Genomic DNA, 24,003 nt, shown 5'->3' with positions numbered 1-24,003 from the left:
GGTTGGGCATTCTTTAGCGGCTTGTTGCGCAAGTGTCAGCTTTAAGGCATGCGATTGTCGAATGGCTCATTTGCGAAAAACCTCGCACTTGTTGATTTCCGAAAGCCACCGGCTCTGCTATGACGCGATCATGACGAAAGAACAGCCTCCTAAAAAACGCCGCGGACCAGGTTCGGCCGACGGCCCCAAGAAGCGTTTTTCCGGTGCAAAGCCGGGCGGGCGCTCGGAACGTGACTCTTCCGAGAAACCGCGCGGCGAGCGACGCGACGGTTCCGGCGGAAAACCGGCGCGCAAGTTTGGTGCGAAATCGGCGCCGAACAAGGCGCCACGCGGCAATCGGGATCGCAGCGCAGGTGCACGGCCCCAAGCCAAATCTGAGAGCCCCGAGGTTGCGTCCTCGTTTAATCTTGAAAAAGGCGAACGGATTGCGAAGGTCATGGCTCGCGCGGGGCTTTGTTCGCGCCGCGATGCTGAAGCCTGGATTGCCGCAGGTCGCGTTGAACTGAATGGCAAGCCGCTCGAGACACCTGCCATCACTGTAACGGCCGCCGATAATGTGGTTGTCGATGGCAAGCCGCTCCCCATGCGCGAGCGCACAAGGCTGTGGCTCTATCACAAGCCCAAGGGGCTGGTGACGACAAATAAAGACCCAGAAGGCAGAACCACCGTGTTCGAGCGACTTCCGCGTGATCTTCCACGTGTGCTCGCCGTCGGCCGTCTGGACATCAATACAGAAGGTCTGTTGCTGCTTACCAACGATGGCGGATTGGCGCGTGTCCTTGAGCTGCCGGCCACAGGCTGGCTTCGCAGATACCGTGTTCGGGCCTTTGGTAAGGTGACCCAGGAACAGCTGGATAGCCTCGCCGAAGGCGTTGCAATCGAAGGCGTTCTCTATGGCGCGATCGAGGCGACACTGGACAAGGAGCAGGGTGACAATGTCTGGCTGACAGTCGGCTTGCGCGAGGGCAAGAACCGCGAAGTCAAGCGCGTGCTCGAGCATCTGGGTCTGTCTGTGAACCGTCTCATTCGCCTTTCCTTCGGTCCGTTCCAGTTGATGGACCTCGAGGATGGCGGCGTGCGCGAAATTCGCGGACGTGTGCTGCGCGACCAGCTTGGCGAGAAGCTCGCAGAAGAAGCTGGGGCCGATTTTGATGCTCCCATCTTCCATGAGGCCAAGCCAGAAGACGAGAAGGCACCTCGTGACAAGGGGCGCAAGGCTCCCGGCCAGAAGGGAAGCAAAGGCTCCTGGATGACTGAGCGCGAAGGTAAAGCAGCCAAGTCAGACAAAAAGCCACGGGGCGATCGACCTGGGGGCGCAAAAGGGCGTGGTGGGGATCAAAATCGGCGAAAGAATTCTGGCGAACGGCAGGAAAAAGTGTCTCCCAGAAGCCGCTTTCGCATGACGAGCGAGCCAAAACCGCGCGCTGAATTTCGGTCGGAGGACCGTCCGAACCGTCCCACACGCAGAATCTGGGGCGAAGAGGGGCTTGTCGAGGACAAGCAGCAGGAAAGCCGGATGACGAGCGAAAAGCGTAGTGATCGTCGTGGCGGCGATGAACGGCCCGATCGGGGAGGACGTCCGCCACGTGGCGGCAAGCGCTCTTGAGGATCGTTGCCGGACGCTTTAAGGGAGCGGCTATAGTCGCTCCCAAAACTCAGGCCACCCGGCCGACGAGCGATCGCCTGCGCGAAACGATCTTCAATATACTGGCTCATGGCGTGGAGACTGAGGTCGAGGGTGCACGTGTGCTTGATCTTTTCGCCGGCAGCGGCGCGCTCGGACTGGAGGCTTTGAGCCGGGGCGCGCGCCACTGCACCTTCATTGAAGAGGGCGCAGAAGCACGGGGCGTCATAAGGCGAAACATGGAAGCTCTGGGGCTCAATGGCGTCGCAAAGATCTTTCGGCGTGATGCGACGCGTCTGGGAGATGCAGGCAACATCGAGCCGTTTGACCTCTTGTTTGCGGATCCGCCTTACGGAAAGGGTTTGGCAGACAAGGCGCTGCAAACTGCAGGCGCTGGCGGCTGGGTGAAGTCCGGCTCAGTCTGCGTGCTCGAAGAGCATGCAGGAGTTGACGTTAGTCTTCCTGCAGGCTTTGAGGAGCTCGACCGCCGCGTGGTCGGAGACAGCCAGGTTCTCTTTCTCAAGGTCGCCTAGACGAATTTTATCAGGAGAATACGCAATGTCGCCTCAGCTCCCGGAAGGCGTCATGATGTAAGCTGTTTTCTGGATCGGAAGCTGCTGCCGACTGATGATCAGCTGAGGATCTTCCGCCATCTTGATTTCATAGCCCTCGCTTGATGCTCTGGCCATGAAGGCCTCGAGTGCCCCGTGAAAATGGAAATGCATCGGGATGACCATCGCCGGTGAGATCGCGGACAGAACGTCGATCAGGCTCTCCAGCCTGAGCGTCGATGAATTGTCTATGGCAGCAAATACAATATCGATCTGGCCGAGGCGTGTAAGGTCTTCCTGGGTAAGCCTGTGATGTAGATGGCCGAGATGGGCAATGCAAAGATCGGCGACTTCAAAGACAAAGATCGAATTTCCCAGTCTCCTGCTTTCCCCATCCCAACCTCGGATGTTCGTCTGTATATTCCGAACGCGGAGATCTCTGACAATCAAGTCATGGTCGATGGGGCCGCCGTCCTTGTTCCAGCCAGGAAGAACATGCTCGATCTCGGGATCTGGCATCAGACTGTAATGGGTACTGTGCGCGCCATTCATTGTTGCAATGGTAGGAGGTTGGGCCGGTCGGAAGCTGTCATTGTAGTCTGTTGCGACGCGCACCCCTTGGGGCGTTTCGATTTCGAAGGTCGAGTGACCGATATAGCGAATTTGAATTTCATGTGGCGCAAGCGCTGTCTTGACGCGAATAGGCTCAAACGGAGCGTTTTCTGCCACGAGCTGGCAGACCGCCGTAGCGGGCTGCATAAGCCCTAAAATCCCTGCCGTAGCAAGCGCTGCAATCGTCAGGAGTTTGGGGAATTGTGCTGCATTAAACATCGCATACCCTCCGCTTTTCAGCCTCCCGAAATGGTAAGCTTACGCTTGGGCATTGCAAGGTCAAATTCGCGGTAGCGGAGCAATCTTAGAGGGGTAGAAGTTGGCAACCGTTCCGGGAGGTTACTAAACAGAAGGAACGGTTGCCAGGTGGGGTCTGGTGGGAGGAGGTACCAAACCCATATCTGGATGGATCTAGCAGTTGTAAAGGCTGACCGGGCGCTTGACGTGGCGCGGGGCCATATAGCGGTCGCCCGCAAGCGTTGCTTCCATGTTCTGCGCCTGAAAATGGATCAATTCGCCCGCATGACCGCTCTCCTCAACGAGTGCTCGCTTCGAGCACGTGGCAGCAATCGCGAGGCCCAGCCGTCTGAGATGAGTGCGGCGATAACAGAAAACTGCGAGACGGCTCCTGTCCTCGTCGGGCAGTGCGCAAGCCAGATCGCTTGCAGCAGTGAGAGAGGCGCTCACAAGCCGAGCGAACGTCAGCTCGTCGACCGGACATTCTTCCAGCTCTTCGGAGGTCAGTTGATGGGTCATTGTGCGTGCTCTTTGTGTTGTCGTAATCCAACACTGGTTTGATTTAATTAACGAATAATTAAAAGCAAGTTATTTTAAAATTAAAAATCAATGCATCCCGAAAAGTAACTAGGAGTATTTACTCAAAATTCCTGTTCTGTTCATGGTTTTCTATAGCAGTGGTAACTCCACGCTTGACAGTTTCGCCGAGAGGTGCTGCGACATCAAGGATGTGTTTGGTCTTGAGGAAGTCCAAAACGCGTATGTTGTCATCCGGTGGTCGCACCAGCAGATCGGGTGATCTGCTTTTCAGTTTTTCGGAAGTTATTGTCTGCATCAGGATTTGAGATGTGCCGAACAAGGCATCCATTGACGTAGGAAGCTGCCGCCCCGGCCGTGGGACTGGTGAGCCAACCACATCAACGGCGAGAATGAAGTCACAGCTGTCGGGCAGACGGTCGAACGGAAGCGGGTTGACAACGCCACCATCAATGAGGATGCGGCCTTCGCGCTTGATCGGCTTGAAGATGGCAGGTATGGCGATCGAGGCTGCTACAGCCGGCATAAGCGGTCCACTCTCGATGTCTATTTCTCTGCAACCATAAAAATCTGTAGCAAGGACTTTGAGTGGAATTGAGAGATCTTCAAACGTCTCAGGAATGTTGCCACCTACGAATGCGTTCAGGACCTTTAGCGGATCAAACTGCACCATGTTGCCATCGAAGAGCTCAGCAAGTTTCCGGGGACGCAGCTTCCACAGGGAGGCGAGCACCTTGTTGCGCTCACCAAAGGTCTCCATCGCGATGTCCCGGATTTCTGCACCAGACAACCCACCAGCATAGGCGGCGCCAAAGATCGCCCCGATTGACGTCCCTGCAATTGCGTGAGGTTTGACGCCGAGGTCGTCCAGAGCTTCGAGAACAGGGATGTGTGACATGCCGCGTGCGCCGCCGCCGCCCAGCGCAAGGCCAACGCGCAATTTGCTCATGATCTGGTTTCCTTTGACATCCTGCCTGTAAATGGGGTGGAAGTCAGGCTTTGCCAATATCCCAGGGCGGAAGATCTAGTCGGTCACGTCTACTCGATGCATCAGGCGAGCTCGAAAGACAGGTCCGCTTGCGCGGACGTGAGCCAATTTGAAATACTCTCAAACGGCATTGGCCGGGCAATGAGATATCCCTGGACCGAAAAGTTGCCCATCATGCGCAAACGATCAAACTGACTGTCGGTCTCGACACCCTCGCAAACGATGTCGATGTCGAGCGAACGCGCGAGATGTATAAGGTGATTGACCACAATTTCCTTCTTCGCATCCGTCAGGATTTGCGCAGTGAATGATCGGTCAATCTTGAGGCCGTTGATCGGCAGATCCGCGACATGCGATAGCGAAGCGTAACCTGTTCCAAAATCGTCGAGCTCGATGTGCACGCCAAGATTATGCAACTCTTCGAGGACTTCGGAATTGTTGCTGCGCTCGCTGTCGAGGAAGACAGATTCAAGCACCTCGGCAGTGATGAAATTTGGCAGAACCCCATGTTTCGTCATTGCGTTGTTGAAGTCGTCGAGCAAGGTCCCGGATGTGAGGTGCGATGGCGACAGATTGACGGCGATGCGACCAAAGTCCAGTTGGGATGCCTGCCAAAGGCTTGCTGCTTCCAGCGCTTTGTCGATGACAACCTGTCCCAGAGGAGCCGCCAGACTGGTCTTTTCGACAATGGGCAAAAAGCTGCCGGGGCCGAGAATACCGCGCGTCGGGTGTTGCCAGCGTACGAGAGCTTCAATCCCGGTTACAAGCTGGGTTCTGATGTTGACCTGAGGCTGAAATACCAGAAAGAACTCGTCGCGACGAAGCGCGTGACGCAGTTCTTGCTCCATTCGGGCTTCTTCGTCGCTGTCAATCTTCATGTCGCTGGTGAAGTAGCTCCAGCGATCCTTGCCGTCGTCCTTTGAACGATACAATGCCAGATCAGCGTGAACCAGAAGCGTCGCGAAGTCCTCACCATCACTTGGGCAACAGGCAACACCAAGGCTGACTGACGGCCAGATTTGATTTCCTTCGAACTCCATCGGTGCCCGCATGACAATATTCAGTCGCTGGCACAGCTCCTCCGGATCGGCATCGCTATGAAGTGCAACGATGACGAACTCGTCGCCGCCCCAACGATAACCCTTGCCCAGATCGATGCAGCAGGTTCTCAATCGTTCTCCGGTTTCTTCCAGACATGCATCGCCAGCGCTATGCCCCAGCGTATCGTTGATGCGTTTGAAATTATCGATGTCCATATGGATAATGAAGGCGGGCTTGGACTCATTGCTTTCAGCAAAGGCAGCAGCAGCGTCGTTCTGGCACGCTGCGCGATTGGGCAAGCCCGTTAGTTCATCGAAGTAGGCTATGCGTTCTGCTGCTTGGCGGGCCGCTTGTGTTTCTCGCTCTCGTGCTGTCCGGTCGGTAACATCGTTGCAAATCGCAACCAGAAGAGAGGTGTTCTGCGTTTCGTGAAGCTGGATGCGGACTTCAACCGGATATTCGCTGCCATCCTTGCGTCGGTGCGTGCCTTCGAGGCTTAGAAGGGACGTCTCTCCCTCAAGCAAGGGACGCAGGGTTGCGCGTAGCAAGTGCTCGTCGCCGTCGCCTAGAATTTCCCAGGCTGGGCGGTCTGCGAGTTCTTCCATCGTGTAACCGATGTTGTCGCGAGCGCATTGGTTGGCGTGCTGGTAGCGCAGCGTCCTTGGGTCGAAAATGTAGATTTCATTCAGCGACGCCTCGAGAATATTCGCAAGGCGTTTGCTGCGCTCTTGGGAGTTGTGGTGCTCGGTAACATCGTGGGCCGTGCCGCATATCATTGCGGGGCCGCCATCGTCACCAGTCTGTACATATCCACGGACATGCAGGTGCCGTGTCTCGCCATCTCTGCGTATCAGCTGATGCTCGAAGTTGAATTCGCCGCAAGTCATGACGGCCTGTTCCAGCTCCGTTTCGACCGCCATACGTTGCCAGGGCGGGATGAGCTTATAAAACTCTTTGCGCGCTTCGAAGGGCGAAAGGCTGAGTGGAAGGCCCGCGATCCGGTACATTTCATCTGACCAGTAAAGCGAACCGTTCTGGAGGTCGCGCTCCCAGCTTCCCAGCGACGCAATCTTTTGTGCTTCGATCAACCTTTCTTGAGAGTATTGCAGCGCGTTTGTGTTGGCCTCAACTTCTTCTTCAAGCTTGCGCCGGGTCTTGACGACCGAGGCCTGCAGGTTGCGTGCAAGGCAATTGAAAACTAGCCACGCGACAAACGCGATCAGGCTGGCCATAAGCAGCGAAACACCTGTGTGAAGTAAAAATGTTTTCGTCTGATGAGTTATATCCTGAAGCAGGACAAGGTGAGAGCTGCTTGCGCCATTCGCGAACAAAAGCGGGAAGCTGTAGGCGATCTTTACAGCACCATCATTGAAAACAATGCGCTCGAACCGGGAAAGCTGATCGAGATTGCTTTCGACGAGTGCCCCAATGTGAGATGGAAGTTCAACGTCGCCGACCGTGCGATAGGCCACGCTACCGAAATTGAGCCAGCCGTTTCGCGCATCAGCTGGCGCTGTTCCAGGAATGAGACTGCGCGTCTTGTGAACTTCGATAACGTCAGCCTGCAGCGTCTTGCTGATAAAAGCCAAGGGGCGGCGAATTTCCATGCCGAGCTTTAGGAAGCCTAGAAACTTGCCATCGACGCTCCAGGGCCTCACGGCGGAAATCGTCGTGGTTCCGTTGTCTCCGAGCTCGAGCCCGCGCGATACACTCTCCGTCTCCGCAGAAAGGCCGAGCAGGAAATTCGGTTGATCATCAGGCCGCGTAATAGCCTTGTGCGCGCTGATGATCCGTTGTTTCTCCGAATTATATATGCTGAATTCCGTGATCCTATGGCGATCGATCATCTCCGGAAACAGGTGCGAGGTAACCTGCTGAAGTGCATAGGAGTCATTACTTTTAAACGCATCTATAAGCCGTTGATTCACGGAGAGTCCGAGAAGGCTTTTTTCCAGGCCCTCTGTGCCGATCTTCTGTTGATGGCTGAGAAAAGACTTGGCCGTTTCGATAGTCTTTTCCAGACGTTCCGTAAGGTGTTGGTATTCGCTGACCAACCTTAGTCCCGTCAGGGAGATGACGGTCATGGCAAAAAAGCAGATGAATGTGATTTTGAGAGGCTTCGAGATCTGCCTGCCGTTGCGGCTCCAGTGGCGCATAATTGCGTCGAGACGCGCGGTAAAACCGCGTTCTTGGTCCGATCGGCTCTTGATGGCTTCAGCTGGTTGAATTCTGACGCCCACTACAAACTCCTCGTGTAGCCTCGCGCTACAATCCATTCCGAAACAGCGGTCTGGAGGAAGAGTGAGAATCCCTGATTTTCTGCGCAGGGGCCGCCACAAATCGTCAAGAGCATGAGCTTCGGTCAGCGTCAGGCTAGCCTAGACAAGTTAACTTCTCTTGAATCCTCAAGTTAATTTGTTAGCAAAAGCGTGTATATTCCAAGTACTTAGAAATGGGACCCCAGTGCATTCCGGCAGTCGCTGGCAGTCTGTTCCGCAGACGCCTTCGCTTCTGTTTGCAAAGCCCAAAAAGGGTATGTGAGTAGAATTAAGTACGACGTTGCGTAAATAATGACTTAACTCCTTTGTGACCGCTGTTGCCCCGGAAGTTCGGTTGGCAAGCAGGCATGGTTTGCGGTCGTAGGGCCATACGGCCAACCTTGGGCAGCGCAGCTAACGAAGACAGGAGCGCTGGGTTTCTTAAGGCTTGGCGCGTAAGCCTCCGCTCACGGGTGACCTCGTTGAGGTTCCCCTACTGCCCTAAGAACGGCAGGAGCATGTCAAGAAGCTCCCTTGGGTTTTCCTCGGCAACGAAATGACCGGCTTTGACAGGACCGCCCGAGACATCGTCGGCCCATCGCGCCCAGACATCGAGAGGTGTTTCACCTGCCTGGGCGATACCCGTGGCGCCCCAAACGGCGAGGAGTGGAGCTTTCACCTTGTTGCCTGTTTCCAGGTCCTGCCTGTCGTGATCGACATCAACTGTCGCGCCTGCCCTGTAGTCCTCGCAAGTTGCGGTGATCCGGTCAGGATCGGAGAAAAACGCATGGTAGTGCTTGAGGGCTTCCAAACTAAAACTCTTGAGCGACTTGTCGGCTGTCCAGCTGGCTAGTGTGTGGTCAAGAAAGCGCGCTGCTGAGGCCGCGATGAGGTCTTCGGGGAAGGGAGCCGGTTGCGCCAGAAATGCCCAGTGGTAGATCTTCAGTGCAAAATTCCGATCCATCCGCTGCCAATAGTCATAGGTTGGCAGGATGTCGAGCACTGCGACACGCTCGATGCAATCTGGATGATCCAGTGCCATGCGATAGGAAACACGAGCACCACGATCGTGCCCGACCAACCGAAAACGCTCATGGCCGAGCTTTTGCATCAGAGTGAGCAGCGCATTCGCCATGGCTCGCTTTGAATAGGCACTATGATTGGCGCTGGGTGCCGGAACAGAACTTTGTCCATAGCCGGGAAGGTCGGGAAGGATCAGCGTGAAGCGCTGGGCCAGATCGGGAGCGATCTGGTGCCACATGGCATGGCTTTGCGGATAACCATGGACAAGCAGCAGGGGCGGTCCGTCACCACCGGTGCGGCAATGGACTTCGCAGCCATCACAGTCAATGCGATGAGTTTGAAAGCCGGGGAAAAGCTCCGGCAGTACAACTGGATTTGACACGTGTTCCCTCCCGCGGAAGTCCGATCAGCGGGAAGGTGCACGGACAGTGTTCTTGGCGCAAGGTCGATCTTCCGACAAAGCGCAGCGGGGCTTTAGCTTTCCCGCTCGATCGCGCGCCAGCCGATGTCGCTCCGGCAAAACCCGTCTGGCCAGTCAACCTTTTCGACCGCGGCGTAAGCCCGGTCACGTGCTTCCCTGACCGTTTTGCCGCGTGCGGTGATATTCAGAACTCGGCCGCCATTTGAGAGGATCTTGCCATCGCTCGCTTTGGTGCCCGCATGAAAAACCTCCACGTCAGCATCTGAAGATGCTTCGGCGAGGCCGCTGATATTCGTGCCTTTTTCATAAGCCCCAGGGTAGCCTTTTGCTGCCATGACCACCGTGAGTGCGACATCGTCGTGCCATCTTGCGCTGACCTTGTTCAAGGAGCCTTCCGCAGATGCGAGCATCAACGTGAGAATGTCGTCCTTCAGCCGCAGCATCATGACCTGGCATTCGGGGTCTCCGAAGCGTGTATTGTATTCGATCAGTTTCGGGCCATCGGTGGTGATCATCAGTCCGGCGTAGAGAACCCCTTTGAATGGCGTTCCGCGTTTGGCCATGGTTGCGACTGTTGGTTCGATAATTTCGCGCATGGTGCGCTCGATCATGTCTTCGCTCATCACCGGCGCTGGCGAGTAAGCCCCCATGCCGCCAGTATTTGGGCCCGTGTCGCCGTCGAATGCACGCTTGTGGTCCTGGGCCGTAGCAAGTGGTAGAGGGGTGGTGCCGTCGACAATGACAAAGAAGCTGGCTTCTTCGCCTTCCATGAACTCTTCAATGACGACTTCGGCACCGGCCTCGCCAAAACTTCCGTCAAAACACGCTTCGACTGCTTCCAGTGCGTCCTCTTCGGACATGGCAACGACAACGCCTTTGCCGGCGGCCAGGCCGTCAGCCTTGACGACGATCGGCGCGCCCTTTTCGCGAATATACGCGAGCGCGTCTTCCTTCCGGTCGAACCGGCCGTAGCCAGCGGTTGGAATATCGGCTTCGTCGCAAACACCTTTGGTGAAGGCTTTTGAACCTTCCAGCTGAGCGGCGGCTTTGCTGGGGCCGAATGCCTTGATCCCGGCAGCTTCCAGATCATCCACCAGACCGGCAACAAGCGGTGCTTCGGGGCCGACGACGACCAGATCGATCTGCTTTTCGCGGCAAAAACCAATCACGGCCGCATGGTCGTCTGCGTCCAGAGAAACAAGAGTTGCAACCTCGCCGATGCCGGCATTTCCCGGCGCGGCATAGAGCGTGCTGAGCAACGGCGAGTTGGCCAGTGCCCAGGCCAGGGCATGTTCGCGACCACCGGAGCCAATCAGAAGAACGTTCATAGGGCGCAGTCTCTCAAATCTGGGGCCAGACAACTGGCCGGTCCTCGCTCTGGTGAGCAAATGATCAATTTCGCGGCGGTCTAACATGTTGTGAGGGTTTCAGACAATGGAGATGCGAGGTGATGGCTGCGCACGTCCGCTAATGGGCGCAGGCAAATCAAGTCGGCAGAGGTGGGAGGGCAGGAGTGGGGCGTTCTCTTGAGATTTTCCTGGGCGGCCCTTTGTCAGCACGTGAGTTGCGACGGCTTCTGGGCGAAGCATATCTGGAATATGGTCTGCCCGTTTCAGATGAGCAGGAAGACGAGTTCAATAGACTGCTCGTCGATGCTGCGGCAGGACGGATTTATTTGTTTCGCTACAAAGGGGACCCGGCAGGTTTCGCAACGGTTTTCTTTCGCCAGTCTGTGCGGGAGGCCGGACGTGTCGCTCATTTCGAGGACCTGTTTCTACGCTCTCAATTCAGGCGCCTCGGACTTGGGCAACGTATGGTCCGCGCGGTCATACAGGACCTGGAAGCTTTCGGGATCGTTTCGGTTTGGTCCTTCACACGTCGCAATGTTCAAGCTGCGCGGGTTTTCGAACTCGAACATTTCGAACGTCATCCGCTGAACGCGTTCAGGAGGTCATGGAAGCTTGAAGATGCGGAATAAACATTCTTTGCGCTGAATGTTTGCCTTGTCAATTTATGCACTGTTGATACAGAGGGGCATGGTTGTCACGAACACATTTTTGCTGATCGCGCAGGCTGCTGTCTATTTCAGCGTCATGATGAGCCTTCTTCAGGCGCGGCATTCGATAGGTATCGGTGTGTTCATGTGCGCGCTTGGCGTAATGCATTTCCTTGAGACATATCTCGCCAGTGTCTTCTATATTGAGCTGCCCTTCGGCATAATATCCCCCGGTTCGACGATTTTGTTTTCCGGCAAGCTGCTGATGATCCTGCTGCTGTATATCCGCGAGGATGCGCTCGTGGTTCGTCAGCCCATTTACGGTCTTCTGATCGGCAACTTTCTGATTGTCGCGCTGGTGATGATCCTGCGCAGTCACGACACCGTATCGGTTATCCCAGATCGTGTTCCGGACATCCGCTTTGTCGACGAGATGGGCTGGCTGATGATTTGGGGCACAATCCTCCTTTTTATCGATGCTATTGCAATCATTGTTCTTTACGAGCGTATCGGGGATGCCTTCGGTCGGCATCTGGGATGGAGGTTCCTTGTTTGTGGGGCTGTCGTTCTCACCTTTGATCAGGCTGGCTTCTACCTTGCCCTGCATTACGTCTCGGGGGCACCTTTCAGCGTGTTCCTCGGCGGGTGGGCGGCAAAAATGATTGCGACTCTCCTCTACACCAGCTTCTTCGTCGCCTACCTGCGGTTTTTCGATGAAAGGGCCAGGTGGCTCACGCATCGTTCTTTCAAGGACGTCTTTCATGTCCTGACTTACCGGGAGCGGTACTATGATCTTCTTGAAACTTCGGACAAGGATCATCTGACAGGCGTTCATCATCGCAGAAGTTATGATCTCAACGGCCCGAAAATCCTGCAGGAGAGCCTCGCGGCAAAACGCCCCATCACCATGCTGGTCATCGATATCGATCACTTCAAGTTGGTGAATGACAGGCTTGGGCATCAGGCCGGTGACGAGGTGTTGAAGGCCATCGCAGGCCTTCTCAATGAAAACCTCAGGGCTGAAGACCACCTCTATCGCTTTGGTGGAGAAGAGTTTGTGTTTTTGTGCGACCGTCTCTCACCGACTGGGGCAATGGCAATGGCAGAGCGCATCCGCAAGCTGATCGAAAAGTTCAGTATTATCTATCTGCCCGAAAAAGTGACGGTCAGCGTCGGGGTGGCGAGCGCGCCAGAAGACGGCGATAACCTTGAGGCCCTGTTCCAAACCGCCGATCAGCGTCTTTACAGGGCCAAGCATATGGGACGAAACCGTGTCTGTGGGCCGACTGTGCAGGATTGAAGCCTTCTTGGCGTCAAAAATCGCTCGCACCCGAACGCTGGCCGCGGTAAATGAAATCCATGTTTTTCGGTACAAAAGACACGGGACCTGTCGCTGACGCTGTTAAGAGTCATTGGGTCGACACGCGGCTTCCTGCTTGGGCGAGGCCCTATGCAAGACTAGCGCGTTGGGAACGACCGATTGGTTGGTGGTTGCTGCTGTGGCCTTGCTGTTGGTCTGCGTCGCTGGCGGCGATTGCGGAAGAGGCCCCGGGACCCAACCCTTGGCACATCGCCCTGTTTTTGATTGGGGCCGTCGCCATGCGTGGTGCGGGCTGTACCTACAATGATCTGATCGATGAAGACATTGATGCACAGGTGGAGCGCACGCGCTCTCGGCCAATCCCCGCCGGTCAGGTCAGCCGAAGTCAGGCGAAGATCTTTTTAGCGGCGCAGGCACTTGTCGGTCTGTTGGTGCTTCTGCAGTTCAACACCTTCACAATTCTGTTGGGTTTTGCCTCGCTTCTGCCGGTAGCCATCTATCCCTTCATGAAGCGCGTGACAAACTGGCCGCAGCTTTTTCTGGGGTTGGCGTTTTCCTGGGGCGCACTCATGGGATGGGCCGCAAGCTTTGGATCGTTGTCCTGGGCGCCGCTCGTCCTTTATGCTGGCGGCATTTGCTGGACGATTGGCTATGACACTATTTATGCCCATCAGGATAAGGAGGATGATGCACTTGTCGGCGTGAAGTCTACGGCACGGCTGTTTGGCGCCTGGACGAAACCGGCAATGCTGCTGCTTTATACCCTGGCGACGCTTTTATTCGCTTTGGCTGCGGTGCTGGCCGATGCCGGACCGGCTGCCTTTGCGGGTATTGCTCTTGGCGCACTTCATCTGCTCTGGCAGTCGATCGTGCTTGATATCGACGACGGCGACCAGTGCCTCAAGCTCTTTCGCTCGAACACCACCTACGGCTGGATTCTGTTTGCCGGCTTTGTCCTGGACGCACTGATCCGCTGGCTTTGATACAAGAACGTGTGCGGTCAGGCAGCGTCGTCCGCATTGAGCGAGGTGACATTGGGAGGGATGCCAGCATCGGCCAGAATGTCGGTGACGATTTGGTTCTTACCCTTGGCCTTTGCCTGATAGAGGCGCCTGTCGGCCGCGGCGAGTGCCCCGTCCAGAGGCTCGTGATCTGAGGAAGTAGAATATAAGCCGCCGCTGACCGTGGCGCGGATCTTTCCATTAGAGGCAGCCAGGGATTCGCGTGCAAAGCGCTCGCGAATGCGTTCGGCTCGCATGATGGCCTTATGCGGGCTTGTGTTCGGAAGGAACAAGGCAAATTCTTCTCCGCCAAGACGCCCCGCAATACTGCCTAGTCTTAGTCCGTCTCCGCAGATTCCCCCAAGCTTCTTGAGGATGCGATCTCCTGTCGCATGACCGTGCTCATCATTGATCTGCTTGAAATGATCGACGTCGATCATCAGGACGGAATAGGGTTTGGGCCAACCGCTCTGATCGGTCAACCAGCGACGCGCATCATCGAAAAAAGCCCTGCGATTGGCGAGGCCCGTGAGCGGGTCGCGATGAGCTTGGTCTCGATAGTGCCGCTGTTCTTTCTCGATCACCATCGAGAAGACCAAAATGACCTTGGCCGTCGCAGTCAGCAGGACGAGTAGAAGATAAATCTGGGTGGCATTTTCACTGTAAAATTCAGTCAGAGATCCGACGGACCTAAAGTGTGAAACGAACATGTAGCCCGTTTGATATACGGCATCGAAGCTGGAGGTGATGCCGAGCCACTTTGCGGTATTCAAATGTTCTTTGTTGTGACGAAGGCAGAGAATGGCAATCCTGCAGGAAGTCGAGATGAAGACGACTTGGACGAAAAATGCTCGAGCAGCGTAGGTCTCGAAAAAATTTGGAACTGTGCAAAGTGCGAGCCACAGTATGCTTGGCAACACGGCCAGCCGATACGGGCGCTTTTGCTTCCAGAGCGCTGCCACGGCGACAGGGCCAAGACCAAGTCCAAGGAATAGGAATGCGTTGCCAAAAACGATACAGAGGTCTTCCGGAAGTGTCTGACGCAAACAGATGGATAACGAGCCAACACCTGCAAAGGCGAAAGCAAGTGCCCAGATGAAGATGCTGTCCCTGTTGCTTTCCGTTTGGTGCGGTGTCATGCGCCAGACGAGGAAGATCAGCAATGCCGCGACCCACTCTACAATCGTGATCGCGATGATGAGTGTTGCCGCGTCCAAAGACATGAGATGCATCTTTCAAAGACGAGGAAGGAAAGGCAGAAGTGAGAAGGTCTGTGTACCTCGATGACAGAAATATAAATCCATACCGTAAAAAATACGTAATGATCTGCCGTTTCGGGAAAATGCACCGAACAGCCGGTCTGGATCAGTCCCGGGCAATGATCTCCCGTTCGCCCTGGTGAAGAACTAGCCGATCTCCGGTATTGCCGATGCGGCGGCGGACGAGGAAGCGCGGGCGCCGACCAGTCAGCAAGGGATACTTGCGTCTCGGTGCGGGTGTTCCACAAGGGCGGGCACTGAAAGCTTCTATTGGTTTGACCGCGCCACCGGTGTCGCACACCAGCATTGGTAAATTCAGCGCTGCCGACCATGTTGGCCAGGATGTCGCCAGTTGTTCGGGCTTGTCGGTTTCAATCAGAATGACGCAGAATTGTGGGTCTGGATGCTTCAAGACCAGCCTTGCGGCGACGGCGCCTGGCACGTCTGATGCCTCGATCTGCACCATAACGCCAGCATAGGTATGGACCGGAGCGATCAGCGACTTGAGGTCACCATCTCGCCATCGGCTGATGCTAACATTCTGTCTGTCGAGTTTCACCTCGACCGGATTTGCACCGTCAACGACGGTTATATCGAAAAGCCGCGTTTCGAAAACTGCGGGCAATTGGCCGGGGACGGGAATTGCTGTTGCTCCCGGCCCGGCTTCCATTGCTCTGTCTGCTGCTGTCTGACGTCTCAATTTGCCTCTCCGTCGGACCTTGATTGTTTTTTTAGGTCTCGCGAATGAAAGCAATGTAGCGAATGCAGGTGGTGATCCACTTAACGTACAGAGTTAAAAAAGTCTGATTTTAAAGAGGGTTACTTATTTCTCACCGTTGAATTCATGATTGGTCAACCTTAGCACGTCGGGAGTATTCGAACGCTTGTAGAACCGCAGCGGATATTTGCGTTTCGCGGCTTGGGTGGTCCGAAGGGTGATCTATATGCCTTTCCAGGGGGCAAAGGGGCGGAGCCGGGACAGTGGATGACGCGCTTGCCTCCCGAGTGTCACCATCTTATGAAAGCCGGACAGCAGGAGAATTGAACGCACATGTCAGAAGTCATCGACCAGAGTGAGCTGGAAATCCGGGCAGCCCGGCTTGTGGATGCCGCGAAGAAAGCAGGCGCGGATGCCTGCGACGCAGTGGCTGTCACGGGTGTTTCTCTTTCTGTTGATGTCAGGGATGGGCAGGTAGAGGAGACCGATCGCGCAGAGGGCGATGACGTCACCCTGCGTGTTTTTGTTGGCAAGAAAACAGCCTCTGTGTCCGCGAACGTTCTGGATGACCCGATGGCTCTTGCGGAAAGAGCCGTCGCAATGGCGAAGGTAACACCCGAAAATCCCTATGCAGGTCTTGCCGAACCTGACAGGCTTGTTAAAAATTTCCCTGATCTGGAAATGCTGGATCCCACCGAAGTCCGCTCAGGCAGGCTCGCCGACCTGGCAATTGAAGCCGAAGAGGCTGGGCTTGCGGTGACCGGCGTTACGAAATCCGGCGGCGCGAGCGCCTCATGGCGCCTTGCCGGTATTGTCCTGGTCACAAGTCATGGTTTTTCCGGTTCCTATCTGAGTTCGCGCCATGGACTATCGATGACGGCCGTCGCTGGCGAAGGCACCGCGATGGAGCGCGACTATGACTATGATTACCGGGTTTTCTTGGAGGACATGGAAAATCCGGTCGATATCGGGCGACGCGCAGGCGAACGTGCCGTTCGTCGGCTGAACCCGCAGAAGATTTCAACACGCACCGCAAATGTTCTCTATGAATCGCGCGCGGCGAAAAGCCTCCTTGGCCATTTTGCGGGGGCTGTAAACGGATCCTCGATCGCGCGAAAGACGAGCTTTCTGCGCGAGAAGATGGGGCAGCAGATTTTCGCACCGGGTATTCAAATTGTCGATGATCCGTTCAAGCGTCGCGGCGCTGCGACGAGGCCATTTGACGGCGAGGGAACCGCGGGACTGGCGCTCGATATGGTTGAGAACGGCGTTCTGAAACACTGGTTCCTTGACGGGGCCACCAGCCGTGAACTGGGATTGCAGCCCAATGGCCGCGCCCACCGAGGTGGATCAGGCACTGCTCCCGGAGCAACAAACCTGACCTTGGCGCCGGGCAAGAAAACGCCCGGGGAGATGATGAAGGAGTTGGGGGATGGGCTACTCGTCACGGACTTGATCGGTCACGGCGTCAATGGTGTCACGGGCGATTATTCGCGCGGAGCATCAGGTTTCTGGTTCGAAAATGGCGAGCCGGTCCAAGCTGTCAGTGAAATCACCATCGCCGGCAATCTGATTGACATGTTCGGGCGCATGGTGCCTGCCAGTGACCTCGACGCTCGCTACTCGGTGGCGGCACCGTCGGTCATGATCGAGGGACTGGCCATTGCCGGCGAATAAGGGACCAGAACACGCTCCCGGCAGCATGGATGACCTTGCGCTGCTTCAAGACGCCGCCAGACAGGCTGGCGAGATTGCCATGTCTTTTTTTGGAGGAGATCCGAAGACGTGGTTCAAGGACAACAAGTCACCTGTTTCAGAGGCTGATCTCGCGGTCGATCGTTATTTGGCCGAGGTGCTCTTGGCCGAGCGGCCCGAGTATGGCTGGCTTTCTGAGGAAACAACCGACAATTCGGATCGCCTTGAATGCCGGCGTGTGTTCATCGTTGATCCGATCGATGGGACGCGGGCGTTCTTGGCCGGTGGTGACGAATGGACCGTTGCCTTGGCCGTTGTCGAGAACGGGCGACCTACCACGGGCGTTGTCTACAGTCCGGTACGTCAGGAAATGTTCACCGCCACGTCTGGCAAAGGGGCCTTTCTCAATGGCGAGCCGCTCAAGGTATCCGGGCAGACGAACGTCGACGGAGCGAGCCTCACCGGTCCACATTCAATTGCTGCCAACAAGGACGTTTTGAACGCAGGATTTAGGCGGTCCGCCAACATACGTTCGCTGGCCTATCGCATCGCGCTCGTGGCCGCGGGCCGAGTGGATGTTGCTGCCGCGCGCAGCTCGGCAAGCGACTGGGATCTTGCGGCGGCTGATCTTTTGGTGCAGGAAGCGGGCGGCAGATTAACCGACCTGTCTGGACAGGGCGTGCGCTACAATCAAACCGTAACGCGCCACCCCGCATTGATTGCAGCACCTGAGCGCCTTGTCGCTCCGGTTTGCGAGCTTCTGTTCCGATTGGTGGGCTGAATACACGACACAACTCGAAGCAGCGAGATTTGAGCAATGAGTGAAGCCCAAGAACCGAAACAGCTCCTTCATCTGGTGTTTGGTGGCGAGCTTGAAAGTCCCGACGGAATGACCTTTCGTGACCTTGAAGGCCTCGACATCGTTGGGATCTATCCGAATTACGCTGAAGCCTATGCTGCTTGGAAGGGCAAGGCACAGGCGACAGTTGATAACGCGCACATGCGTTATTTCATCGTGCACATGCACCGTCTACTCGATCCTGAAGCCACTGGCTGAGGGCCGATCAAGTTGCACCGGACATCTAGCTGATGCTTAAAAGTCTCGGCCGTCATCCTGTCGTTCTCAGGACTGTCGGCACTCTCCTGGCGACCTATCTGAAGTTCGTTCGCAAGACGAACCGTTTTGTCGTGGATCCGCCTGACGTCTATGACCAGATCGATGGTGACCTGCCGGTCATCGTTGCCATGTGGCATGGTCAGCATTTCATGGCGCCATTCATTCGGCCCGAAGGCTATTCAGTCAGTGTTATGATCTCCAGGTCCGCCGACGGCGAGATCAATGCGATTGCAGCAGAAAAGCTGGGGCTGGGTTTGATCCGCGCCTCCGGCAGCCAGAAGGCACATCAGATTTCCAAGCGTGGCGGTATGCGTGGCTTTATTGAGGCCATGCGCGTTCTGCGTGGCGGCGGCAATGTTGCATTGACTGCGGATGTCCCAAAGGGGCCCGCACGGATTGCTGGGCCAGGTATCGTTCAAATCGCTCGTCATTCCGGCCGTGCGATTTTGCCCGTCGCTGTCGCAACCAGCCGCAGTATCGAGCTGAATTCGTGGGACAAGGCCAGCATTAACCTTCCATTCGGGCGAGGCGCGATCGTCCTTGGAGAATTGATCCATGTTGCGTCCGACGCAGATGACGATGCTCTGGAAGCATCGCGCCAGGAAGTTGAAGCTGGATTGAATGCGACCACCCGGCGGGCCTATGAGTTGGTTGGGCGCAGCGATGGCTGAACGTTGCCCGTTTCCGGTAACGTTCTATCTGGTCCTGTCGCGGCTTGCCGCGCCAATCTATAGGCTCGTCCATCTGCTCCGGTGTCGGCGTGGCAAGGATGATCCGGCAAGGTCGGGAGAAAAGTTCGGTTTTGCCAGCATTGCCCGGCCAAGTGGACCACTCGTTTGGCTTCACGCTGCAAGTGTCGGCGAAACGATTTCCGTGCTGCCATTGATCGAGGCACTCACCGCGGATCATCAGCGCGTCCTGTTGACCACCATCACGAGGACTGCGGCAGAGATTGCCGCAAAGCGGCTGCCCGATGGTGCCTTCCATCAATATGCACCTTTCGACAGTCAGGACTATTGGGATCGCTTTTTGGACGCATGGACGCCTGACCTGGCGATCATGGTCGAATCCGAGATCTGGCCCGCCTGCTTTGAAAGTTTGCGTAGGCGAGACTGTCCGCTTTGCCTCGTGAACGGTCGTATGTCGGACGGATCTTTCAAAAACTGGTCACGTCTCCCCAAGTCGGCACACCACATCTTCCAGGCGTTTGATCTCACCCTGGCACAAAGCTCGGCCGACGCCCGGCGTTTGAAAGCGTTGGGGTGCAGGACCGTTGAGGAGCCTGGGAACCTGAAGTTTGACGCGGTGCCGGAGCAAGCCGACAACGCCCGTATCCAAGAGCTGTCCGGCATGTTTGACGGCCGCCCAATCTGGCTGGCGGCTTTGACCCATCCGGGAGAGGAAGAAATTGTCCTCGCCAATCATCGTACATTGCTGGAAAAGAACCCGGATTTGCTCCTGTTGCTCGTTCCGCGCCACCCCGCACGCGCTGATGAGGTGTCTAGGGCGATTGAGCAGAGCGGCTTGAACGCGGTACGAAGGAGCAAAGGCGCTCGCATCCTTTTCGACACCCAAGTTTATCTCGGCGATACCCTTGGTGAAATGAGTCTGTTTTACGAGGTCGTCGATGTCGCCTTCCTTGGAGGTTCATTTGTCGAGGTGGGCGGCCACAATCCTGTTGAGGCTGCGAACCTGGGAACGGCGATCATTACGGGCCCAAAGGTGGCGAACGCTCGCACCGTCTACAAGTCCTTGTGGGCGGCGGGGGGCGCGCTTCGGGTAGACGAGGCTGACACTCTTTCTGTTTCAGTGGCCAGGCTTTTGCATCACCCTGCAGAGAGAAATCGCCAGATCGAGGCTGCGCGCGAGATCATCGAGAAGGGGCGTGGTGCACTTCAAAGGACGCTTGCGTTTTTGCAGTCCTATCTGCCACCGTCTGGCGATGTAGAGGCGGGGGGCAATGGGCAATGAGGAAGGCACCAGACTTTTGGTGGCGCAAAGGGTGGAGCTGGCAAGCGTTTTTGCTGCTCTTGCCTTCCTTCCTCTATGGGCGGGTCACTGGCAGACGCATGCTGCAGAAGCCCCGCGGTCGTGCCAATATACCGGTCATCTGTATTGGAAATTTTGTGCTCGGGGGCGTCGGAAAGACGCCTTTCGCCTTGCGTCTCGCGGAGCGCCTGACTGCCGAAGGGTATAGCCCGGGATTTCTGCTAAGGGGCTACGGCGGCCGCGAAAAAGGTCCTCTTTCGGTGGATCTGGATGTTCATGATGCAGAGGCCGTTGGCGATGAGGCGCTGCTGCTGGCCAGCAAACTGCCAACGGTCGTTTCCGCAGATCGCCTGGACGGTGCGAAATTTGCAGAAGGCGAGGGCATCGATCTTCTGATCATGGATGACGGGTTTCAGAACCCTGCACTGGAAAAAGATCTTTCAATCGCACTCGTGGACGCGTCAACCGGGCTTGGAAATGGTCGTTGCATTCCGGCGGGGCCCTTGAGAGCGCCAATGGACGTGCAAATGGTCAAGGCCGACGTTCTTGTTCGCGTCGGCAATGGCGACGCGGACGACGAGGTGGTTCACCTGGCGGCCCGCAAGGGGCTACCAATGTTCCATGCTGGCCTGAGAGCGACCATTCAAGACGAACTTAGAGAACGGCCTCTGTTTGCCTTCGCAGGTATCGGGCGGCCAGCCAAGTTCTTTGATACCTTGCGGCAAGAGGGGCTCGACGTCGCCAAGACCCAGTCTTTCGCTGACCACCATGAGTTTACAGAGGCCGAAGCGGAGACGCTGCTAAAGACCGCCGAGGCCGAGGATCTTCAATTGGTCACCACCGCCAAAGACATGGTGCGGCTCCAATCCACTCGCCATGAGATCTTTCGTTGGCTGGTCGCCAGAACACATGTGTTGAACGTCGCGATGGAAATCGGTGATGAAGACAGGCTCGTCGGTATCATTCGCGAAAGCATCCGGTCCCGCGTCTTCAAGCCAGGCGCATGAGTTATCGATGCCAGATGAGCCTCAGTGGGTTTCTTTGTAGCGCTTCAAGGAAGCGACTGCATCCACATAGGCCTCTTGAAGCTCTACCGACCAATACTTCAGCTCGTCGAGGGGAATGGCCGATCCAGTCACCGCGCAGCGAACAAACGTGCCCGGTGTTTCCACCTGGTAGTCGCCGTCGAGGTAGCGCACGCGAGCTTCACTTGGAATGCGCGGGTTTTCATATCGGTTCATCATGGTCTTGTCGCCGGTCTCGGGTCTCTCGAGCAGGTCTTGTATCGTCGCCTTGCCCAGTTTCTGGCGCGATCCTATGCATTCGCTTATGCAAGGGCAAGCGTCAAAGGCTCTTGCGACGAGCCTCGCTCTAGAACAGCTGCAGACTTCTGCCGTCACGCGCGATGAGATATCTGCAACGTGCCATGACGACTGTCCAGGCCGGTAGCTGTGACCTTGCAGAAGAGATGAGGTCTTCTTTCCGAGCGGTGCAGTGGGAAATATCGGTCCACCGGAGACCGTCATCTGCCATATCCTTGCAGATCAGAAGGTCTGGCTGGCAGGCAACAATATGCAAGGCGACCAGAACAGATTTCACGCGGTTTGTTTCCCGGAGCGCGTCGATGGTCGCTTGCTGCGGAAATCCACGTTGATAACATTTGCCGCCGTCGGTCCATCGCTTGGCGCAGGCCCGGAGATGGAACCTTTCTGAGCGAGAGCTTCGATCATGCGTGGATCGAGACCGTCGCCGCGCTCGGCCATATAGGCCTGCAGGGGTGAAAGGGGGCGACTCGAACCCTCGGGCATGTCGTTGTCCGTCATGAAGTGCTCACGATAAAAGGCACGCAGTTTCGAGACCGCGGCGCTGGTTGAGATACTTTTAGGAAGTGGCTTGCTCGCGCTGTGAACTGTCGAAGGGCAGCAGATGTGCGCGACTTGCTAAAAGAAGCATGCTGTTTTTGATCCGCAGCGCTTCTTTAATATGAGTACTATAATCAAGTTAAAATTCATGCAAGTGGAGAACCGCGATTGGAAGATGAAATTCCGCCGCGATCACCTATGTTACTGACAGAAGCACTCCCAAGCTTGCACGGAAGCGGCCAGAGCCCTGCCAGCGGCCAACGGATACAGGACGTCTCATGAGCGACAAGAACACCGATCTCATCGAAACTTCGGGCCTTGGCCTTGAAACTGCGAAACGCATCACAGCGCAGGCTCTTGAAGGCGCGGACGACGGCGAGCTTTTTGTGGAATATCGCCAGTCTGAGGGGCTGGTGTTCGACAATGGCCGATTAAAAGGGGCGAACTACGACACGGCGCAGGGTTTTGGCCTTCGTGCAGTGGTCGGGGAGGCTGCGGGCTACGCTCACGCCGGTGAAATTTCCGAGGGAGCGCTGAAGCGTGCAGCTGATGCCGTCAGTGCAGTGAAAACTGGCCACAGCGGGACTTATGCAAGCGCTCCTGCACGCACCAATCAATCCCTCTACACCGACGAAAATCCACTCGGTGGACCGTCTTTCGAAGACAAGGTCAAGCTTCTTCAGGAGATCGACGCCTATGCTAGGGCGCGAGATCCACGTGTGCGGCAGGTAACCGCATCCCTGGCGGGGTCCTGGCAGGTCGTTGATATTCTGCGCGCTGACGGGCACCGCGTTCGCGACGTTCGACCCATGGTCCGCATGAGCATAAATGTGGTTGCTGGAAATGACGAGCGGCAGGAATCTGGTTCCTTCGGTTGCGGTGGCCGCGAAGGGTTCGCGCGGTTCATCACCGCGGAAAACTGGCAGTCCGGCGTTGATGAAGCCCTGCGCCAGGCGTTGGTCAATCTCGACGCCGTGCCGGCGCCAGCCGGGACGCTCGACGTGGTCTTGGGGCCGGGCTGGCCGGGCATTCTGCTTCACGAAGCGGTCGGCCACGGGCTTGAAGGTGATTTCAATCGCAAGAAGACGTCCGCTTTTGCAGGGCTGATGGGCCAACGTGTGGCAGCTCCCGGTGTCACCATCGTGGATGACGGAACGATACCTGATCGTCGCGGCTCGTTGACCGTCGATGATGAAGGAACACCGGCCTCACGCACGCCCTTGATTGAGGACGGTATTTTGACGGGATACATGCAGGATCGCCAAAATGCGCGCCTCATGGGAATGGAGCCCACGGGCAACGGCCGTCGCCAATCCTATGCGCACATACCGATGCCTCGGATGACCAACACGGTCATGATGTCCGGTGACAAGGAACCGGACGAAATTCTGGCATCGGTCAAAGATGGGCTCTACGCCGTCTCCTTTGGTGGCGGACAGGTCGATATCACCAGCGGAAAGTTCGTGTTTTCATGCACCGAGGCCTATCGTGTGCGCGACGGCAAGGTTGGTGAGCCGGTAAAAGGTGCGATGCTGATTGGAAATGGCCCCGACGCATTGACCCGGATTTCCATGATAGGCAACGATATGGCGCTTGATCCTGGTATGGGAACTTGCGGCAAACAAGGCCAAGGCGTTCCTGTCGGCGTTGGACAGCCCTCCATGCGGATCAACGGGTTGACCGTCGGCGGAACGGCGGTTTGAGCCAGCGATCTTAGTCGGGGGCTGTGCTCCGTAGACCTCTCTTTTCGCCG

Annotated in this window: 22 protein-coding genes; 12 read left to right on the top strand and 10 right to left on the bottom strand. The window is 56.4% G+C overall.

Annotated elements, in window-relative coordinates:
* Positions 1 to 130: 130 nt before the first annotated feature.
* Positions 131 to 1,606 carry a pseudouridine synthase gene (locus ABJZ52_RS17325; RefSeq protein ID WP_348186005.1) on the top strand — a complete coding sequence of 492 codons (1,476 nt, stop codon included), beginning with the start codon at positions 131 to 133 and terminating at the stop codon, positions 1,604 to 1,606.
* Positions 1,603 to 2,157, top strand: a complete 555-nt coding sequence (gene rsmD / locus ABJZ52_RS17320) for a 16S rRNA (guanine(966)-N(2))-methyltransferase RsmD (protein WP_348186002.1) — start codon at positions 1,603 to 1,605, stop codon at positions 2,155 to 2,157. The genes ABJZ52_RS17325 and rsmD overlap by 4 nt, the downstream gene beginning before the upstream one ends.
* A 33-nt stretch (positions 2,158 to 2,190) precedes the next feature.
* Here the strand turns inward: rsmD and ABJZ52_RS17315 are convergent, their stop codons facing one another.
* The 6 genes from ABJZ52_RS17315 to purD all read right to left on the bottom strand — a co-directional run bounded on the left by ABJZ52_RS17315 (position 2,191) and on the right by purD (position 10,620).
* Complete coding sequence (locus tag ABJZ52_RS17315) at positions 2,191 to 3,006, bottom strand: MBL fold metallo-hydrolase (protein WP_348186000.1); 816 nt, start codon at positions 3,004 to 3,006, stop codon at positions 2,191 to 2,193.
* Positions 3,007 to 3,198: 192 nt separating this feature from the next.
* A complete protein-coding gene (locus ABJZ52_RS17310) occupies positions 3,199 to 3,543 on the bottom strand; it encodes a hypothetical protein (RefSeq protein WP_202981261.1) in 345 nt (114 codons plus the stop codon).
* 118 nt (positions 3,544 to 3,661) lie between these two features.
* Entirely contained in the window at positions 3,662 to 4,510 is an 849-nt protein-coding gene (locus tag ABJZ52_RS17305) for a patatin-like phospholipase family protein (protein ID WP_348185996.1), read from the bottom strand.
* Positions 4,511 to 4,611: 101 nt separating this feature from the next.
* On the bottom strand, positions 4,612 to 7,830 hold the full coding sequence (locus ABJZ52_RS17300; RefSeq protein WP_348185993.1) for an EAL domain-containing protein: 3,219 nt from the start codon (positions 7,828 to 7,830) through the stop codon (positions 4,612 to 4,614).
* A gap of 511 nt (positions 7,831 to 8,341) precedes the next feature.
* Entirely contained in the window at positions 8,342 to 9,253 is a 912-nt protein-coding gene (locus tag ABJZ52_RS17295; protein WP_348185991.1) for an alpha/beta hydrolase, read from the bottom strand.
* 92 nt (positions 9,254 to 9,345) lie between these two features.
* Entirely contained in the window at positions 9,346 to 10,620 is a 1,275-nt protein-coding gene (gene purD, locus ABJZ52_RS17290; RefSeq protein ID WP_348185988.1) for a phosphoribosylamine--glycine ligase, read from the bottom strand.
* Between the two features lie 185 nt (positions 10,621 to 10,805).
* Between purD and ABJZ52_RS17285 the strand changes: the two genes are divergently transcribed.
* From ABJZ52_RS17285 to ubiA, 3 genes are read left to right on the top strand one after another with little or no spacing between them, the layout of a single operon-like run.
* Positions 10,806 to 11,270: a GNAT family N-acetyltransferase gene (locus tag ABJZ52_RS17285; protein WP_348185986.1), complete on the top strand. Its 465-nt coding sequence runs from the start codon at positions 10,806 to 10,808 to the stop codon at positions 11,268 to 11,270.
* 58 nt (positions 11,271 to 11,328) lie between these two features.
* Positions 11,329 to 12,588, top strand: a complete 1,260-nt coding sequence (locus tag ABJZ52_RS17280) for a GGDEF domain-containing protein (protein WP_348185983.1) — start codon at positions 11,329 to 11,331, stop codon at positions 12,586 to 12,588.
* Positions 12,589 to 12,647: 59 nt separating this feature from the next.
* A complete protein-coding gene (gene ubiA / locus ABJZ52_RS17275) occupies positions 12,648 to 13,592 on the top strand; it encodes a 4-hydroxybenzoate octaprenyltransferase (protein WP_348186221.1) in 945 nt (314 codons plus the stop codon).
* Positions 13,593 to 13,609: 17 nt separating this feature from the next.
* Here the strand turns inward: ubiA and ABJZ52_RS17270 are convergent, their stop codons facing one another.
* Both ABJZ52_RS17270 and ABJZ52_RS17265 read right to left on the bottom strand, forming a co-directional pair.
* On the bottom strand, positions 13,610 to 14,833 hold the full coding sequence (locus ABJZ52_RS17270; protein WP_348185980.1) for a GGDEF domain-containing protein: 1,224 nt from the start codon (positions 14,831 to 14,833) through the stop codon (positions 13,610 to 13,612).
* A 142-nt stretch (positions 14,834 to 14,975) separates the two neighbouring features.
* Positions 14,976 to 15,569, bottom strand: coding sequence for a DUF6101 family protein (locus ABJZ52_RS17265; RefSeq protein ID WP_348185977.1), 594 nt, complete (start codon positions 15,567 to 15,569; stop codon positions 14,976 to 14,978).
* A 351-nt stretch (positions 15,570 to 15,920) separates the two neighbouring features.
* Here ABJZ52_RS17265 and ABJZ52_RS17260 point away from each other — a divergent pair, with 351 nt between their 5' ends.
* The 6 genes from ABJZ52_RS17260 to lpxK are packed head-to-tail and all read left to right on the top strand — an operon-like array spanning position 15,921 to position 21,395.
* Positions 15,921 to 17,264: a metallopeptidase TldD-related protein gene (locus ABJZ52_RS17260; RefSeq protein ID WP_348185974.1), complete on the top strand. Its 1,344-nt coding sequence runs from the start codon at positions 15,921 to 15,923 to the stop codon at positions 17,262 to 17,264.
* Positions 17,251 to 18,063: a 3'(2'),5'-bisphosphate nucleotidase CysQ gene (locus ABJZ52_RS17255; RefSeq protein ID WP_348185972.1), complete on the top strand. Its 813-nt coding sequence runs from the start codon at positions 17,251 to 17,253 to the stop codon at positions 18,061 to 18,063. Before ABJZ52_RS17260 ends, ABJZ52_RS17255 begins: the two co-directional genes overlap by 14 nt.
* 36 nt (positions 18,064 to 18,099) lie before the next feature.
* A complete protein-coding gene (locus tag ABJZ52_RS17250) occupies positions 18,100 to 18,339 on the top strand; it encodes a DUF4170 domain-containing protein (protein WP_213216774.1) in 240 nt (79 codons plus the stop codon).
* Between the two features lie 32 nt (positions 18,340 to 18,371).
* Entirely contained in the window at positions 18,372 to 19,070 is a 699-nt protein-coding gene (locus ABJZ52_RS17245; protein WP_348185970.1) for a lysophospholipid acyltransferase family protein, read from the top strand.
* Entirely contained in the window at positions 19,063 to 20,370 is a 1,308-nt protein-coding gene (locus ABJZ52_RS17240) for a 3-deoxy-D-manno-octulosonic acid transferase (protein ID WP_348185967.1), read from the top strand. Before ABJZ52_RS17245 ends, ABJZ52_RS17240 begins: the two co-directional genes overlap by 8 nt.
* Positions 20,367 to 21,395 (top strand): tetraacyldisaccharide 4'-kinase, encoded by a 1,029-nt coding sequence (lpxK, locus tag ABJZ52_RS17235; protein WP_348185965.1) that lies wholly within the window; start codon positions 20,367 to 20,369, stop codon positions 21,393 to 21,395. Before ABJZ52_RS17240 ends, lpxK begins: the two co-directional genes overlap by 4 nt.
* 21 nt (positions 21,396 to 21,416) lie before the next feature.
* Here lpxK and ABJZ52_RS17230 read toward each other — a convergent pair whose 3' ends face one another.
* Together ABJZ52_RS17230 and ABJZ52_RS17225 are read right to left on the bottom strand one after the other, a co-directional pair.
* Positions 21,417 to 21,632, bottom strand: a complete 216-nt coding sequence (locus tag ABJZ52_RS17230; protein ID WP_348186219.1) for a DUF2093 domain-containing protein — start codon at positions 21,630 to 21,632, stop codon at positions 21,417 to 21,419.
* Positions 21,633 to 21,983: 351 nt separating this feature from the next.
* Positions 21,984 to 22,211 (bottom strand): hypothetical protein, encoded by a 228-nt coding sequence (locus tag ABJZ52_RS17225; protein WP_348185963.1) that lies wholly within the window; start codon positions 22,209 to 22,211, stop codon positions 21,984 to 21,986.
* Positions 22,212 to 22,528: 317 nt separating this feature from the next.
* Between ABJZ52_RS17225 and tldD the strand changes: the two genes are divergently transcribed.
* Entirely contained in the window at positions 22,529 to 23,953 is a 1,425-nt protein-coding gene (gene tldD, locus ABJZ52_RS17220; RefSeq protein ID WP_348185960.1) for a metalloprotease TldD, read from the top strand.
* Positions 23,954 to 24,003 lie beyond the last annotated feature (50 nt).

The organism is Roseibium sp., assembly GCF_039982295.1.
Lineage (GTDB): Bacteria > Pseudomonadota > Alphaproteobacteria > Rhizobiales > Stappiaceae > Roseibium.
Note: the sequence above shows the minus strand (reverse complement) of the source record. Positions and strands in the feature narration are given on the sequence as shown.